Here is a 14,147-nt window from a genome sequence, read left to right on the forward strand (position 1 = left end):
GCTTATCCTTTATTTGAATCGGTCTGTGTACTTATCAGTACCGGTAAAAACGGCACTATCCATTGCCACGCCAGTTTTAGGTGCCGTTGTAATCAGCATTCCAACCATTGCCTTGTATGCACTAGGGTGCACGCCATTAATATTTATGCCTTTTTGCTGTAAGGCATATTTATAAACCGCCTCAGCACTGTCCATAGCCACGACACCAACCAGCGGCTTGACCTGTTCGCGTGCTTCAAACAGCGCAGTAACATCCTTTACCGCTGCGGCACGGATTGAATCGGCATCCATAGCCGGCTTGGATTTTTCTGTATCGTCCGGCTCTTCGTCTTCTGCCTTTTCTTCCTTGCTATCAGATTCCTCATCTTCGGCGGTTTTTTCTGTTTCCTCTTCGTCTTCCGCTTCTTTTGCCGGCTCTTCTGTGTCACTGGCAGCGGGTATCAGCATATTGTCTGCAACCGTTTTAATCACTCCCTCGACAACATCCGGCGTAATATCGCCATCCATGCCCATAATAGGCTTTAGCACTTCTGCTACAGCCTCAACTGCACCTTGTTTCAGCTTCATTGAATTCTCCATAAGTCCGATTGGTAAACCATCTGCAATAACTGCATCTCTTCCTATCCGTCCGCGCTCAACCATAGCTACATGATTGCCGTGGATATTCCTCATAATTCCGTCATATTTCTGTCCCTCAAATTCGCCCGAAGTCATATCTGCGGTGTAGGCATACCCGGCAGACAGTTCGTTAAGCTTTTCGTTTTCAATCAGTGCAATGGCTTCTTTGTCAAAAATACGCAAGCTGGCATAAACATCGTTACCCTCTAGCTGCGGGTTAATTACTGTTCCTACCGTAATATCGTTATGCGGCTCTTCTGCGCTGACCGGCGTATGCCTGAGCAGCAATTGCACCCCGTTAAAAGAAAGGAGAGCTTTTTCAAGCTCTCCCTTGTCACGTAGCAGGTAATAGATTTTGTCCGGTTGCAGTTGCAGCCTTTCGTAATCCGGTATTTCCCTCCCGAAATACGGATTAACGGCAGCCTTACTGATAATTGTTCGCTCAACCAGTAAATGTCCGTTACCGTCATAAGAACGCATGGATTTATCCATGGCCAGAGTTTTTTCGGTCATTGTCCTATCCCGTCTATAATGCTTTTACTGCCGCAGCGGCAATTAATCAGCATGCCCGGCTGTACCCATTCACCGTCCAGATACATTCCTTTGCTCACATCAAATACTTTACCGTTTGCCTGTAAATGTGATTGCCGTGGCTTTTTGCTACGATGTGAGTGTAACCAGATTGCTTTGGTAATACCCAGCTCCTGCCGTTTGGCACATTCAATGACCGCATGTGCCTTTGCTCCCTGATCTCTTGCAATCAGTTCAGCACGGCGTTTACTGATGTCATAATTTTTTTCAAGTTCTGTCGCCAGTCCTGAAAGGTCGTAACCACTGGTAACACACTGCCATACCTGCTTCTGTACCCGCTCCAGATACTGTGAAGCAATGGATTTAATCTCACCGACATTAGTTTCAATTGTCGCTTGTAACGCTTCACGCTGATATGGTGTTATCTGAAACCGGACAGTAAAACCGGCTTTACGCATGTGTGTTTTTAACAGGCTTTCGTAGTTGGTTACGGTTTTGCTGACAAATGCCTCAGCAATTTCCGGCGCCAGCCTGTCTAGATTGTCTGACCATTTAGACGCCAGATAATCAACCACGTGGGCAACCCAGTCGACTATGCCGTCCATGGCCATCTGAGCTTTTTCCTGAGCAGCACGTTTGCGAAATTCTGTCACCAGCACCTGATTCACTTCATCGGAAATCTGATTAAGCAGTTTAATAAGTGCTTTGCGGTAGCTGTTTTCTATACCGGCATTAGGCCATAGTGCCGGCAGTGTTGTCGGCTTCTTCCTGATTATTGCCATGATTAAAATCCCACTGCGGCTGTTCCGGTACATCTTCCACATCAATACCTGAGTAATCGCCGCTTTCATCTTTAGCCAGACGCGCGCGTACTTCTTCCTGAGAAAGCACACCGGCGTTAATCAGCGCATTGTCTCTTTCCGCCTTAACTTTATCAGTGTTGGCTTCCTGCTCTTTATTCAACTGCTCCAGCGGTTTAAATACAAAGACAATCTGCGGGTCTATCTCCCCGAACAGATCAAGCTGAATCAGTTTGATAATGGCAGTAAGCTGCGGCAGTAAATGCGCCTCCTGCATGCCGGAAATGTACTCGTGATAAACCTGAATCTCACCATCACTGCTGGCATTTAATCCGCTTGGTGTAATCCCCAGCAATTTAACCAGTGGCGTACGGCTTGGTGCGGCCATTTGTTCCTGTGATTTCTGCAGCAGGTTATCCAGCGTGGATAGCGGTGTGTTGAATTGGAAAAACTCTTCATTATCGTTATCCAGCAGCATCAGATTCTGATTGCCGCGTAACTGCGAAAACAGTTTGGAGCGCCGCAGTAACTGAGTAACCCCATCATCACCGCCGGCCAGAATGTTGCTCATATCGGTTTTAATGCCGGTGAGAGAAAACGAATGAATCAGCTCAGACACACTGTCGACTGTACGCTGCCACCTTTCCACATACGGCTGCATAAGCTGCAGCATGGATATACCACTGAAGTTATATGCAGGCTTAAGTATATCCGTCACCGGACGCATAACCAGTGTTAGCAAACGGTCTGCATGTACCTCTTCGCCCATAACAAACCATTTTGACGGCTTAAAGAAATCCGCAGCAGTTGCATCACTGGCGTTGTAAAAGCTTGGTGTTGTCCAGATCGGCTCAATCAGTTTAAGCCCTTTAAGGCAGCCTTTACCCAGTACCGCCTTATCAATCAGCAGCGGTATGTCTTTTTGGTTTTCATGCCCTTTGATATTAATGAATATTTGCGAACGCCCAAAAATCATTTCATTTTCAATATGGCGGCGCATCAGCTCACGAATATTCAGTGCTTCCATACGCGCTTCAATGCTTTTGATTTTGTCGCGGTGGTCTTTGTCATTACTGTCACTGGAGACTTTGACTTCGCCCCATGTGCGGGTCATTTCCTGCGCTGTGGCTTCATAAACGCAGCGGTAATCCGTAGACTGTGACATGCTGGCCAGTGCCTGATACCCGATAAAACATGGGTAAAAGTGAGGCGCATTAATATCAAAAGCATATGAAGAGGTGAGACTGTCCTGAGCAATAGCCGGCTTTCTGCCCTTCGGTACCACACCGGCAGGAATATCAGGCATTTGGTAGCCTTGTGGCCCGGTATTCGCTGATTGCATTTCTTGCATAAAGGCAATTGCCCGCTCATTGGCTATACTTTGCTTATGCTTGGCTTCCAGCTCAAGCTTTTTAAGCCGGTTAGCCTCTTCCTGCGCAGCCAGCTCACGCTCTCTCAGTTTGTTGTGTTTCCAGAATTTCATCATAAACCACTCAGAACATTAGGATTGATATTTAAACCAGCAGATACCGGAGCAAAAGCCATGATTAAGGCATCAGCACGGTTAGGTGACGGAATGCCGCGTTTTTTCATATCCTTTTTACTTTCTACCCGTACCCGCCCGTTATCGTCATACGCTACCTGCGGCCGGCTTAATTCAGCCTTGAGATATTCAATATCCCTGATACTTCCATCCAGACTGATCAGCTCATCCGCAGGGTAGTTATCGCCTTTCTCAACTGCGCGCCACGTTTTGTAAAACCGGTCACGCACATGCCACCATGCCTGCGCTTTGATATTGGCAAACATATCTTTGTTCTTTTTAGCCGGCATATACGGCGATTCAGGCTTATAAACCTTGCCGCCAGCATTAAATCCCACTGTCTGAATGCGGCCTTTTTTACGCGTAAACTGAGCCTTGACGCCGGCACCCACACCAATACTGTCAAATATAACCTTATCAATATTGGCTTCCATTGCGTCCTGATAGACTTTATCAGCGGAATAGATGACATCCTGTCCGCGCCATTCATCCATACAGAACACAATCGAGCCATGCCGGCTGACAGTTGCGTTAGCGTCCTCACCCTCGTCTGCCACATCAAACCCTAAAATGCGTTTGCCTGCTGCGGTTAAATCCAGACGAGTATGCGCATTTGTTGCCGCCTCAATCCATGCCGGTTTAATAATAGCCAGCTCACTGTCTGCAACCGGCTCACCAAGCCAGATATGCCGGTACAGCTCATAATCCCGTTCTTTGCAGGCTTCCATCTCAACGCGCAGCACTTCTGGGAAGTTCAGGTTATCGTAATAGTTAGCTTTAATAACAATTGCGTTATCCGGGGGACGGATTACAAACCGCTGGTGTGTATCGTCCAGCATGTTCTTAGGATTGTAAGAAACCCATATCTCACTGCCCAGTGTCCGGATTGTAGGAATCAGGGTATCCCACATCTCCTGAGTGATACTTTCTGCCTCTTCTATCCAGCATACGCCGGCACCCTCAAGTGACTTTATCTTTCCCGGGTCATTCTTAATCCCGAAAAAGATAAAGTTTGTACCTGTCCCTCTATGGATAATGGTTGATTTCTGTATTTCAAATTCATCATCATAGCCAAGGCGGGAAATAGTATTTGAGAGTAGCTTGTGTACTGAATCAGCAATCGATAACTGTAATTCGCGTACACACGGGATAGTCGTTTTTGTACGTCTGGCTATTTCAATTGCCAGCTCTGCAAACATCCACGACTTACCCGATCCACGACCACCATAAGCAACCTTGTAACGTGCTGGTCTGGCAAATCTGGCAAAGTGTTTACTAATCATTCGCCTGCTCAAATATCGCACTGATCGGGCGTGTTTCTATTTTTAACTCACCTGATACAGAAGTCTTTTCATTAAACGCCTGTACAGTTACATGCTTGCCCAATAACTCAAGATTCTTCACCTTGTCCGGCCATTTAATCTTTTTGAGAATACTCTGACCATCTTCTTTATCCATCATGGTAAATACATCAAAGCCGCTTAATGTCTTTCTCCATACTTCCGGCCATTCCTTAACCGGTAATACTGAGCCATCTGCATTAAGAATATCCGCAACATCCATCTGGTCAATCTCAACCAGACGCTGCAGAACATAATCAGCATTAATCTGTGTACGCATGCAGCGTTTTTGCTTTGCTTCGTTCAGTGCCTTTACAATCTCAGGTTTTTTGAGGTTTTCATGCCCTACCGCGCTCGCCGTTCTGGCACTGTATCCAGCCCTTATTGCAGCCTGTGTTGCATTGAAATCTATTAGATACTCTTCAACAAAACGCTGCTGTTTTTCTGTTAATCCGCTCATGGCGGAGTTGTTGGTATCCACCATGGCAATCTCCAATAAAAAAAGCCCACGCGCGCGCGTTAGGCTTGTCTCTTTTTTTGACGGTTAATATGCATACACCAACAAAAAAGCGGATTAGCTATCAGCCAACCCGCTATAAATAAATATTATATGTAATATAAATAATTTGCTGCTTAACCCAATAAAAAACCAGCCTTTTTGGCTGGTTAATATGTATATCGAATCTCGCAAATAAGGTTTATATATCTTTATCTAACATCTTATCCGAAACATAGCATAATTATAAATTTTCACTCCCGCTTTTTCAATGCTAAAAGCTTGAATATTCCAAATTTTTACCTAATTTAACTAAAATATCACTCATTCCTACTTCCAGCTTATCTATACAGTCACAATGCAGCTTGTTAATGATGGTTTTAACATGGGATAACTTCCTGTTCAGCCTCTGCGCTCCCCAGTCGAATTTATCCTGAAGCTGTATATAGGTTTTATTCCTAGTAAAAAGGTATTCCAGCAAGGTATCGCACTCTAACGGCTGAATATATGAATCTCTGGCTAATACGTAGTTTGTTAAATCAATAATACCGGACAGGTTATAGCCGTATTCTGCATTAATCAGCGTCCATTCAATATCATTTAAAATACGCTCTACACGGGTTAATAGCATGGAACTGTTTGCATGCATATCATGCTGGCTTAGCCCTGATTTACTTCTGTCAATTACACCTCTGGATTTAATCCATTCCTCAATGCGCGCTGAATTACTTTTGCCCATGATTAGCGTGTTTTTTATGAAAAACACTTCACACAGCATGTGATCTATTGATTCATACATTATTCAGCTCCTAAGCTATTTGTATCAAATGCTGGCTGTTTAGTAGCAGTTGCGTTCTTAGTACGCCCTCTGCGTGGTACAGATGAGCGGTTTCTGCATCCAGTATCCTTGTTCTTCTATCCGCCTCATCATGGCAGGCACTGCATGCGTATGCACCTAAAAGGTCACTGGGTTTAATTCCGGTACCGCAACTACCTGCTAGTCTGTAATGAGCGAAAACCACTGTTTCAGGATTACCGTTACAAATACCGGGCATGCGTACCTGACATTGCTGTCCTCGTGCTGATCGGGTGATTTTGCTCATGATTAATTCCCTAAAGACAAAAGCTGGTCAATAGCCTGCTGTGCTTCATCTTTACTAGAGAAGCGGTTGCATAAAATCATGTTCCAGCAAACGGTGAAGCAGGCTTGATAGAAGGCGTTAAACTCGTTCTGATTCATACTGGCAAAACTTATTGATTTAGGTTCTTTCACCACACCAGCCGGTGTTACGCAAATATTAAAATGTCCAGCTTCAATAGTTAGCCAGCGACGAAATGAATCAATATCTTTGTCTATAACGGGTAGTTTTTCGGCGCGCTTTTTAGCCAGTAAGTTAAGTGCTTCCTCTGCGGCTTTAACAATAATGCCTTTATTACCGGCGAACTTATCCAGCCTCTTAGCTACCCACAGCACTACATCCCGTTCTTTAGGGCTGATAACTCCACCTGCCGGTTGCCAGTAATCAAAAGCCAAAGGCAGTAAGCCGCCAAAGAATAAACGGTGATGAGGCAGGCTCCGGTCTTTTTGTCTTGTTACTTGTATCTTTACCGCTTGCCCTACTTTAATTCCTTTGAGACTATCGGCATCAATTGCTGTAACTGGTCGCAAGCTGTTATCAACTGCCTTAACTGCTACAAATTCCATGATTAAAATTCCTCAATGCTCCAGCCTCCGCCGTTCTTCTTGGCCTGGCGTTTTACCGCAATAAATTTAAGCGGGTACATATCAGCGGCTACTTTGATTTTTACCCTTGCATCATCCTGCCAGAAGCCCTTTACTTCGTGCATTTCCATCGTGCCGTCACTGCGCATAACGCAATAATCCGGTGTGTAAAAGGTGTTATCTGCCAGCCTGAGTTTTACGCCTTCAAACCGGTACCAGCTTACTGATCCGTCCTGCATGGCCGGCTTTAATACTTCCAGCTCATATGCCTGCTCTGTTTTGTTTTTTTGTCCGGTTTTTAATCTTCCCAGTGCGTAAAAATTTTTTGACATCTTTTCTCCAGTATTTGTTTTTCCAGTTTCTTAAGCCACGCAGCTTTGCTTCAATGTCATCCGGGCTTATATCGATTTCTGCGAGGGCACAGACTTCTTGAAAACCTCTACTCCTGAAATAGCCCATTTCCAGCCTGACAGCCCTATCCAGATCTCTGGAATCGCCTATAGCTTCAGTAGCGTCCTGCAATGCCTGAATAATGACCATTCCCCATAAGGCTCTGCATGCGTGATATTGTTCATAAGGGGATTCAACATAATCATCCGGCTGCTTATCCATGCTGCCTCCTGACATACTTACTCCGCTTATTATTTCGGGCTTCCCACTCTTCGCGCTTTATTCTCAGATCTTCGGCTATAGGCTCAAATTTATTGTTTGCACATTCTCTGTGACCGGGGAAATAGTGCCATTTTTCATCATGAGCACAAATGCCAAACCCGAGTGCCGCCATTTCGTGGGGGACATATTCGCCTTTATTATTTTTTTCTCTCAGTATCCAGTGACGGTAAGCTATACAGGTATTTTCAGACACGATGTGATCTCCTGTTAATTCATCGCACATTTTTGCGTTATTAAATTAAGCAGATTTCCTAACCGGGCTTTACCCTCTTCTTTTTGTTTATCGGTTAGAAGATTTCTGGTTTCAATATTCATGCGCTCTTCGCCTGCCGGCAATAAAGCTAAGGCATAATCGTTTGTAATTTTCCCTGTTGCCGCCGCTTCTGTGATTAGTTGCGCTAACTGTTCTTTATCAAGCCCTGCGCTAACGTACCAGTCTGGCTGTATACCTTTTGCCTTCTTCTCGCTAACGATGCGCTCATATGCAGTTTTAAACGCAAGCCCTGCACGGTATTTGTCTCCTGCGTTGAATAATGCTGATACACTTTCTGCTGCATGCATAGCTGTGTGAATTGTAAGGAATGAATTAATGACATATCCTTTCTATCGTAAATCGTAGATACGCACACCCAGTCTCAGGCAATTAAATTTGCGCAAGGCTTCTAAGGGCGTTAAAGCGTTACCTGCCTGTAGGTATTTCAGAATTTGTTCTGATTGGGAATTTATTACTAACCCTCTTAAATTACCTAAACTCGTGCTTGGTTTTAATTGCAGTCATAACTAACCACATTCTTTTAGTGCCGAAAAAATAAACACTATTAATTAAAAAGTTATTAATAAAACTTTTAATTTTTACTTATAAAAGTATTTAGATATTCTTCTTTTCGCAGTGTCTTTAAATAATTTAGTTGAGCTTTTGGAATACCTCATTTTTCCCATTGCGAAACAGCACTGCGGTTATACAGCATAATTTTGCTACAGCCGTATCGCTACCTAATATCTCTATGAATCTATTATCCTTTTCATACATTTTGTTAGCTTTCTATCTATTCTTAAACTATAAAAAGTATAGTTTACTAAATATTGTAAAGTAAACTATACTTTTTATAGTTTAAGAATACTAAACAAATGAAAGGACATTTATACTATGACAAATAAGCTAAAAGAACGTCTTCATGAATTAATGCGGGAGTATGGATTAAAAACCCAAACACAGCTTGCAGATTTTGCTAAGGTTAGCAAAGGATTAGTTCATCAGTGGTTTAATGGTGATACAGGTCTTGGGAAAAAGCCGTTACTAGAATTAGAGAAGAAAACACGATTTTCAGCACAATGGCTAGCAAATGGAACAGGAAATAAATATAAAGATTATGCTACTAATTTATCTGATTCATATAAAATGTATAGCCCATTGGAAGCAGCCGATAGTAATTCCACAACCCTGAAATTATATGATATGAGTGCTTCTTGCGGTCAAGGAATCATAATTCCTGAATTTCCAGAACTCCTTAGAACTATTGAAATTCCTAATGATGCTCTTTTAGAGTTACTAGGAACAACTAATTTACAAGGAGTACAACTAATGCCTCCTGATGGCGATTCAATGGAGCCAACAATACCAAGGCGATCTATTACATTAATTAAAACAGATATAGATAAATTTCAAGATAGTGGTGTTTATTTAATTACATTTGATGGATATACATACATCAAAAGATTAGCAAGAGGGAAATCAGGTGTAATTAAAGTAATATCTGATAATAAATTATATTCAGATACAGATTTTGACATTAAACCTAATGAAATAGACCAGTTAGTTATCCATGGTAAGTTTTGGAAAGCTTTGCCCTTGGATTTTCTAGATATATAAATTTTAAAATGAATAATGAATATTGCATAAAAGCCGCTTTTAGCGGCTTTATATATTTAATTTTAAATACTTTGAACTACAGACCACCAAAAGGCTACACCGATGATCTCTATTTTATCAATTTTTACTAGCTCATCAGCATATGCTTTATCTTCTTGATTGTAACAACTAATTTTTAAGACATCGCTTGCGATTCTATATAATTTTCTGATTCTAACAAGGCTGCCCTGTTTAATCGCATAAATCCTTCCATCCTTAATAATTTTACTTGATGTATCTATAGCTACAATAGAGCCATCTTTTAAAACAGGCTCCATACTGCTGCCGGCAACTGTTATGCAAACTACGTTCTCTTTTTGGACGCCAAATTTTTTTAATAATTCTTTGGAACATGGCAATTTGAAATCAGATTGATTAAATTGATAACGGTAAATACCTGTTTTTGCGTCAAGTGCATAAGTGTCATGATACAAAGGTATCAGTACATAATGCCCAGAAAAGAGGGAATTTTCATCATACAAAAAGAAATCACCATATAATTCGATATTTGATTGATTATTAATTCCGTCGTTTGGATTATCGATAATTAATTCATTCCCAACTCCTGATACTAACCAATCTGGATTGATTTTTAATTTTTTCTGAATCAGCAGCAATCCTTGTTTTGAGATTCCTCTTTTTTCCCAGTTTACAATTGATTGCTGAACGACACCAAGAACATGAGCTAATTCACTTTGCTTGTGTATATTGTTATTTTTCGCCACGATTTTATACAATCTTGCTGCTGTTTCATGCATTTTCTTATTCATGTAGCTCTGTCAATAAATTAATTTAATATCTAATTGTTACATATTTTTTACATATCACTACCATTTTTATTTTTAAATTTAGTTTTCTAAACTTTTTATTGTTTAAAATCAGAATATAACGTCAATAATAGATAATTTGTTTATTTTTCTATACTCCAACCATTAAAACTAATCAACTCAGTTGATTAGTTTTATTCGTAGCATTATCCGCATCGGCTCAAGGCAGCGGAATATAAAAGCCTGAGGCAAGTAGGAGCTTGCTGGCAAGCCGTTAAGCCTTCGCGGGCGGCCGAAACAAAATTGGTAAGTTCATGTAGGACTTACAAACAGAAAAGTCTAAAAATCCAAAGAACTTTATGAAAGGAGAACGACTTTAAATATTAATTTTTGATAGATTCATGAAACAACAAAAGTTAAATTAATATTAAATTTTCAAAGAAAGGAAACGTAATGAAAACTTACTATTTTTATAAATTATAAATTTAAATTCTTTTTCATACTTTAAGTTGATATACGGGCGAGCTAGTGAGTATGCCTGTTGGGAACATCGCCCGACCAGATTGCTAGTGCTGCAAGTTTCTAATTGACATTATGTTTTAATTTTTCCTAAAGAGGTGAACAAGATAACGCCTGATATAGAGGGATATTACAACGTCAGTAATTTAAGAAATGCGCGAACTATTATCAGAAAAGACTGGGAAGAGTTTGGCAGCTTAAATCAATCAGCATAACCAAAGATAAACAGAAATAATTTCTATATCTTTTTATCATTTTATTAATTCAGTTAATAAGTCCGGGGTATTAATCATGAGTAAATTTTCTAGTTATTATGATGATTTGGCTAATTTGATATCTAATGCTGATATTGTGGGAGTTGTAAATAGTTACGCAACGCCAATTGATGAGCAGTTTAAGCATATTAGCGAAGAGGACTTAGCGGATATTATATCGTGCTGCATTAACGTATCGGATAATTCCAACACGATACTAGAAGCATTAAGTATGCTACATATGGGATATGCTAATAAAGATGTTATTGCTTATTTAAAGCTTGAGGATTTTTTGGAGTTTGCAAGTAATATCACATCATTATTAGGCGGTGTTAATAATTGCTTAACACATATTATGTCTTTGGCGTGCCATCTGCAGAATGAAAGACAAGCCTCTGTATCTAATTAATTGATCTATGAATCAATCGAAATTTTAACAATTCAACTATGAGGTGAATAAAGCCAGCTAACCGCTGGCTTTTTAATTCTAACGAAAAGGAAGAAAACATGTAAATTAGATACCTAGGTTTAAAGTCTATTATTTAACCTTCATCGGGTGCTGTGTTAACATTTCATTACCCAGCAAAGGAATAAATAATGGACTTTAAAAATTTATATGCGCTTTTAAAAATAAAGCCGACAGCATCACAATCAGACATTGCCAAGGCAATGAGGCAAGCTGCGCAGCAACAGACAATCACTTTAGATGATTTAAAGCTGTGTAAACAATATCTTTTAAATGAAGAGGAACGCAATAAATATGACGAACGTTTATTTTCCGCATACCCGGAACTTTTAGCCCCTCCGCCTGAACCGAAATCCGAAAAAGCAGAAGAAGTTAAGCCATTAGAACCAGCAAAGACAAAGCAGGGCAATAAAAAGCTGTATCTGATTTTGGTTGTTGTAGCCGCTGCAATTGTGCTGATTGGTACTGTGGCTTATTTCAAACATTTTAAACCCATCGCAGAAGCAAAAGAGGCGGTTAGAGATTTATTGAAAGATCCTGATTCAGCCAAGTTTTATGATGTTAAAAAGGTTGTAAATACCCACAACAAAGAGATATATGTTTGCGGTGAAATGAATGCGAGAGCTCTTGCTGGAGGTTATGCTGGTAAAGAAAAATTTGTATATGAATTAAAATCTAAAAAAGCCACTGTAATCCCAGATAAAAGACCAGATAGTGTAATTGTTGAATATTATTATAGTACTTTATATAGAGTAGGCTGTTTAAATACTGATCCTGCAGAATTACTTAAGGCAATGGAAACTACAGGCGATTATGCAGGAAAGGTTTTATCTCTTATTGACAAAAGAAAAGTTTCTGAAAATAGTTTTGAAAGAGAAGAGCTAGCTAAATCTATAGCTAACTTATCCGCGAAGACAAAGGCAGAAGAGCAAAAGCTAACAATTTATACAAATAGTGATGACGATTGATTCAGTTATCACAGCATATGAATAAGTAACAAAGTAAGCAACACAAGCCAGCTAATAGCTGGCTTTTTTAATAGGTTAAAAAAATGAATAGGGTTATTAATAGTTGGAATGAAAATACAACAAACCCAGAACCTGTCGGATACCATGATTTGATAGCGTATGAGGAAGCCTCGCAAAGAGTAAGTGACGCAGCCAAAGAAAAGAAACAAGAAATACTGGAAAAGCTTGGAGACGATGAACTGGTATATATCGCTGGAGAAGCTACAAAATATTCTGATGAAGCGGACAGACTTATAAATGGAATAGTTAAGGCACTTGTATTGGGCTGCCATAAAGATATGACAGTAAGACAACTATTAAGCCATCTATCATTAGAAGCAAGAAAAATCCTAACTGATTATATTTTAAAGCATGCTAATTAAATCAAAAGCCAGCCAAAATGCTGGCTTTAATTTCAAGCCTAAGCTAATCAATCCAAGCACATTTAAACAAGTGTGCTTGGATTGATTAGTAGACATATTTAACATTATTTAACATTTTCTGTGTGCTGTGTTAACATTTTGAAATGTATCAAGGGGAACATAATGGACATTAAAAATTTATATGCACTTTTAAATATAAAGCCGACAGCATCACGCTCAGACATTGCCAAGGCAATGAAGCAAGCAGCGCAGCAACAGACAATTACTTTAGAGGATTTAAAACTATGCAAACTAAATCTTTTAGATGTAGAGGCGCGCAAACAATACAATACTCGTTTATTTGCAGAATATCCAGAACTTTTAACCCCTCCGCCTGAGCCTGAATCAGTAGAAAAAGCAAAACCACAGCCACCAGCAAAGACAAAACAGGGTAATAAAAAACTGTATCTGATTTTGGTTGTTGTAATTGCACTGATTACCGGTACAGCAGTTTACTTCATGCACTCTAAACTCATCGCGGAAGCAAAAGAGGCGGTTAGAAATACATTGAAAAATCTTGATTCAGCTGAGTTTTATCATGTTGAAATGTCTGTAAATACCCACTACAAAGAACATCTATATGTTTGCGGTGAAGTGGAAGGGAAAACTCTTGATGGTGGTTATACCGGTATAAAAAAATTTGTATATAGATTAAAATCTAAAAAAGCCATTGTAATTTCAAATAAAAGATCAAATGATATAATGCTTGAATATGCTGATAGTTTTACATATAGAGTAGGCTGTTTAAATGCTGATCCTGCCGAGTTGATTAAGGTAGTGAAAACTACAGACACTTATTTAGAAGAGCTTAGATCACTTACTTGGGGACCTGCTCCTAAAAATAATTTTGAAAGAGAAGAGCTAACTAGAGCTATAAATAACGTAATCGCGAAAATAAAGGCAGATCGGAAAAAGATAACAATTTATGCAAATAGTGATGACGATTGATTTAGTTATCACAACATATGAATAAGTAATAAAGTAAGCAACATAAGCCAGCTAAATAGCTGGCTTTTTTATTAGCTATAGAGGTGATATTCCAACACGATAAATTAACCCATGTAACAGCAACAACGAGGG

At 40.1% G+C, this 14,147-nt stretch carries 19 protein-coding genes; 5 read left to right on the top strand and 14 right to left on the bottom strand.

All coding sequences use genetic code 11. From position 1 onward, the window contains the following. Positions 1–9: 9 nt before the first annotated feature. The 13 genes from H3U73_RS06835 to H3U73_RS10740 all read right to left on the bottom strand — a co-directional run bounded on the left by H3U73_RS06835 (position 10) and on the right by H3U73_RS10740 (position 8,497). Positions 10–1,131, bottom strand: coding sequence for a DUF2213 domain-containing protein (locus tag H3U73_RS06835; RefSeq protein WP_198190244.1), 1,122 nt, complete (start codon positions 1,129–1,131; stop codon positions 10–12). Then, entirely contained in the window at positions 1,128–1,931 is an 804-nt protein-coding gene (locus tag H3U73_RS06840; RefSeq protein WP_025330123.1) for a phage minor head protein, read from the bottom strand. The genes H3U73_RS06835 and H3U73_RS06840 overlap by 4 nt, the downstream gene beginning before the upstream one ends. Then, positions 1,882–3,435, bottom strand: a complete 1,554-nt coding sequence (locus tag H3U73_RS06845) for a DUF1073 domain-containing protein (RefSeq protein WP_198190245.1) — start codon at positions 3,433–3,435, stop codon at positions 1,882–1,884. The genes H3U73_RS06840 and H3U73_RS06845 overlap by 50 nt, the downstream gene beginning before the upstream one ends. Then, positions 3,432–4,775 carry a PBSX family phage terminase large subunit gene (locus H3U73_RS06850; protein ID WP_198190246.1) on the bottom strand — a complete coding sequence of 448 codons (1,344 nt, stop codon included), beginning with the start codon at positions 4,773–4,775 and terminating at the stop codon, positions 3,432–3,434. The genes H3U73_RS06845 and H3U73_RS06850 overlap by 4 nt, the downstream gene beginning before the upstream one ends. Beyond that, positions 4,768–5,316, bottom strand: a complete 549-nt coding sequence (locus tag H3U73_RS06855; RefSeq protein WP_198190247.1) for a terminase small subunit — start codon at positions 5,314–5,316, stop codon at positions 4,768–4,770. Before H3U73_RS06855 ends, H3U73_RS06850 begins: the two co-directional genes overlap by 8 nt. A gap of 286 nt (positions 5,317–5,602) precedes the next feature. Then, positions 5,603–6,127, bottom strand: a complete 525-nt coding sequence (locus tag H3U73_RS06860) for a hypothetical protein (RefSeq protein ID WP_198190248.1) — start codon at positions 6,125–6,127, stop codon at positions 5,603–5,605. Between the two features lie 10 nt (positions 6,128–6,137). Further along, complete coding sequence (locus tag H3U73_RS06865) at positions 6,138–6,431, bottom strand: DUF1364 domain-containing protein (RefSeq protein ID WP_198190249.1); 294 nt, start codon at positions 6,429–6,431, stop codon at positions 6,138–6,140. 2 nt (positions 6,432–6,433) lie between these two features. Continuing rightward, the gene (locus tag H3U73_RS06870) at positions 6,434–7,033 is read right to left on the bottom strand and encodes a DUF1367 family protein (RefSeq protein WP_198190250.1); all 600 of its coding nucleotides are present in this window, start codon (positions 7,031–7,033) and stop codon (positions 6,434–6,436) included. A gap of 2 nt (positions 7,034–7,035) precedes the next feature. Then, on the bottom strand, positions 7,036–7,383 hold the full coding sequence (locus H3U73_RS06875; protein WP_084551487.1) for a DUF1064 domain-containing protein: 348 nt from the start codon (positions 7,381–7,383) through the stop codon (positions 7,036–7,038). Next, complete coding sequence (locus H3U73_RS06880; RefSeq protein WP_084551488.1) at positions 7,313–7,663, bottom strand: hypothetical protein; 351 nt, start codon at positions 7,661–7,663, stop codon at positions 7,313–7,315. Before H3U73_RS06880 ends, H3U73_RS06875 begins: the two co-directional genes overlap by 71 nt. Then, positions 7,656–7,916 (bottom strand): hypothetical protein, encoded by a 261-nt coding sequence (locus H3U73_RS06885; RefSeq protein ID WP_198190251.1) that lies wholly within the window; start codon positions 7,914–7,916, stop codon positions 7,656–7,658. Before H3U73_RS06885 ends, H3U73_RS06880 begins: the two co-directional genes overlap by 8 nt. Positions 7,917–7,930: 14 nt before the next feature. Continuing rightward, positions 7,931–8,284 (bottom strand): hypothetical protein, encoded by a 354-nt coding sequence (locus tag H3U73_RS06890; protein WP_198190252.1) that lies wholly within the window; start codon positions 8,282–8,284, stop codon positions 7,931–7,933. 42 nt (positions 8,285–8,326) lie between these two features. Beyond that, a complete protein-coding gene (locus tag H3U73_RS10740; RefSeq protein ID WP_172397074.1) occupies positions 8,327–8,497 on the bottom strand; it encodes a helix-turn-helix domain-containing protein in 171 nt (56 codons plus the stop codon). A gap of 373 nt (positions 8,498–8,870) precedes the next feature. On the opposite strand from H3U73_RS10740, the gene H3U73_RS06900 reads away from it, so the two are divergent. Beyond that, positions 8,871–9,593, top strand: a complete 723-nt coding sequence (locus H3U73_RS06900; RefSeq protein WP_084551449.1) for a S24 family peptidase — start codon at positions 8,871–8,873, stop codon at positions 9,591–9,593. A gap of 62 nt (positions 9,594–9,655) precedes the next feature. On the opposite strand, the gene H3U73_RS06905 is transcribed toward H3U73_RS06900, so the two are convergent. Then, positions 9,656–10,402 carry a LexA family transcriptional regulator gene (locus H3U73_RS06905; RefSeq protein WP_198190253.1) on the bottom strand — a complete coding sequence of 249 codons (747 nt, stop codon included), beginning with the start codon at positions 10,400–10,402 and terminating at the stop codon, positions 9,656–9,658. A gap of 807 nt (positions 10,403–11,209) precedes the next feature. Here H3U73_RS06905 and H3U73_RS06910 point away from each other — a divergent pair. The 4 genes from H3U73_RS06910 to H3U73_RS06925 all read left to right on the top strand — a co-directional run bounded on the left by H3U73_RS06910 (position 11,210) and on the right by H3U73_RS06925 (position 14,015). Further along, positions 11,210–11,581, top strand: coding sequence for a hypothetical protein (locus H3U73_RS06910; RefSeq protein ID WP_198190254.1), 372 nt, complete (start codon positions 11,210–11,212; stop codon positions 11,579–11,581). A gap of 188 nt (positions 11,582–11,769) precedes the next feature. Further along, positions 11,770–12,606, top strand: coding sequence for a hypothetical protein (locus H3U73_RS06915; RefSeq protein ID WP_174829825.1), 837 nt, complete (start codon positions 11,770–11,772; stop codon positions 12,604–12,606). A gap of 83 nt (positions 12,607–12,689) precedes the next feature. Further along, positions 12,690–13,028 (top strand): hypothetical protein, encoded by a 339-nt coding sequence (locus H3U73_RS06920; protein WP_084551453.1) that lies wholly within the window; start codon positions 12,690–12,692, stop codon positions 13,026–13,028. Positions 13,029–13,190: 162 nt separating this feature from the next. Continuing rightward, on the top strand, positions 13,191–14,015 hold the full coding sequence (locus H3U73_RS06925; RefSeq protein WP_198190255.1) for a hypothetical protein: 825 nt from the start codon (positions 13,191–13,193) through the stop codon (positions 14,013–14,015). The last annotated feature ends 132 nt before the right edge of the window (positions 14,016–14,147 follow it).

It is taken from the genome of Snodgrassella sp. W8124 (genome assembly GCF_016100875.1).
Taxonomy (GTDB): Bacteria; Pseudomonadota; Gammaproteobacteria; order Burkholderiales; family Neisseriaceae; genus Snodgrassella; species Snodgrassella alvi.

Coding starts and splice junctions, on each gene's coding strand:
- H3U73_RS06865 (WP_198190249.1), bottom strand. CDS start 6,431: ATGAGCAAAATCACCCGATCAGCACGAGGACAGCAATGTCAGGTACGC.
- H3U73_RS06880 (WP_084551488.1), bottom strand. CDS start 7,663: ATGGATAAGCAGCCGGATGATTATGTTGAATCCCCTTATGAACAATAT.
- H3U73_RS06840 (WP_025330123.1), bottom strand. CDS start 1,931: ATGGCAATAATCAGGAAGAAGCCGACAACACTGCCGGCACTATGGCCT.
- H3U73_RS06920 (WP_084551453.1), top strand. CDS start 12,690: ATGAATAGGGTTATTAATAGTTGGAATGAAAATACAACAAACCCAGAA.
- H3U73_RS06855 (WP_198190247.1), bottom strand. CDS start 5,316: ATGGTGGATACCAACAACTCCGCCATGAGCGGATTAACAGAAAAACAG.
- H3U73_RS06850 (WP_198190246.1), bottom strand. CDS start 4,775: ATGATTAGTAAACACTTTGCCAGATTTGCCAGACCAGCACGTTACAAG.
- H3U73_RS06845 (WP_198190245.1), bottom strand. CDS start 3,435: ATGATGAAATTCTGGAAACACAACAAACTGAGAGAGCGTGAGCTGGCT.
- H3U73_RS06910 (WP_198190254.1), top strand. CDS start 11,210: ATGAGTAAATTTTCTAGTTATTATGATGATTTGGCTAATTTGATATCT.
- H3U73_RS06900 (WP_084551449.1), top strand. CDS start 8,871: ATGACAAATAAGCTAAAAGAACGTCTTCATGAATTAATGCGGGAGTAT.
- H3U73_RS06870 (WP_198190250.1), bottom strand. CDS start 7,033: ATGGAATTTGTAGCAGTTAAGGCAGTTGATAACAGCTTGCGACCAGTT.
- H3U73_RS06905 (WP_198190253.1), bottom strand. CDS start 10,402: ATGAATAAGAAAATGCATGAAACAGCAGCAAGATTGTATAAAATCGTG.
- H3U73_RS06890 (WP_198190252.1), bottom strand. CDS start 8,284: ATGCATGCAGCAGAAAGTGTATCAGCATTATTCAACGCAGGAGACAAA.
- H3U73_RS06925 (WP_198190255.1), top strand. CDS start 13,191: ATGGACATTAAAAATTTATATGCACTTTTAAATATAAAGCCGACAGCA.
- H3U73_RS06860 (WP_198190248.1), bottom strand. CDS start 6,127: ATGTATGAATCAATAGATCACATGCTGTGTGAAGTGTTTTTCATAAAA.
- H3U73_RS06835 (WP_198190244.1), bottom strand. CDS start 1,131: ATGACCGAAAAAACTCTGGCCATGGATAAATCCATGCGTTCTTATGAC.
- H3U73_RS06915 (WP_174829825.1), top strand. CDS start 11,770: ATGGACTTTAAAAATTTATATGCGCTTTTAAAAATAAAGCCGACAGCA.
- H3U73_RS06875 (WP_084551487.1), bottom strand. CDS start 7,383: ATGTCAAAAAATTTTTACGCACTGGGAAGATTAAAAACCGGACAAAAA.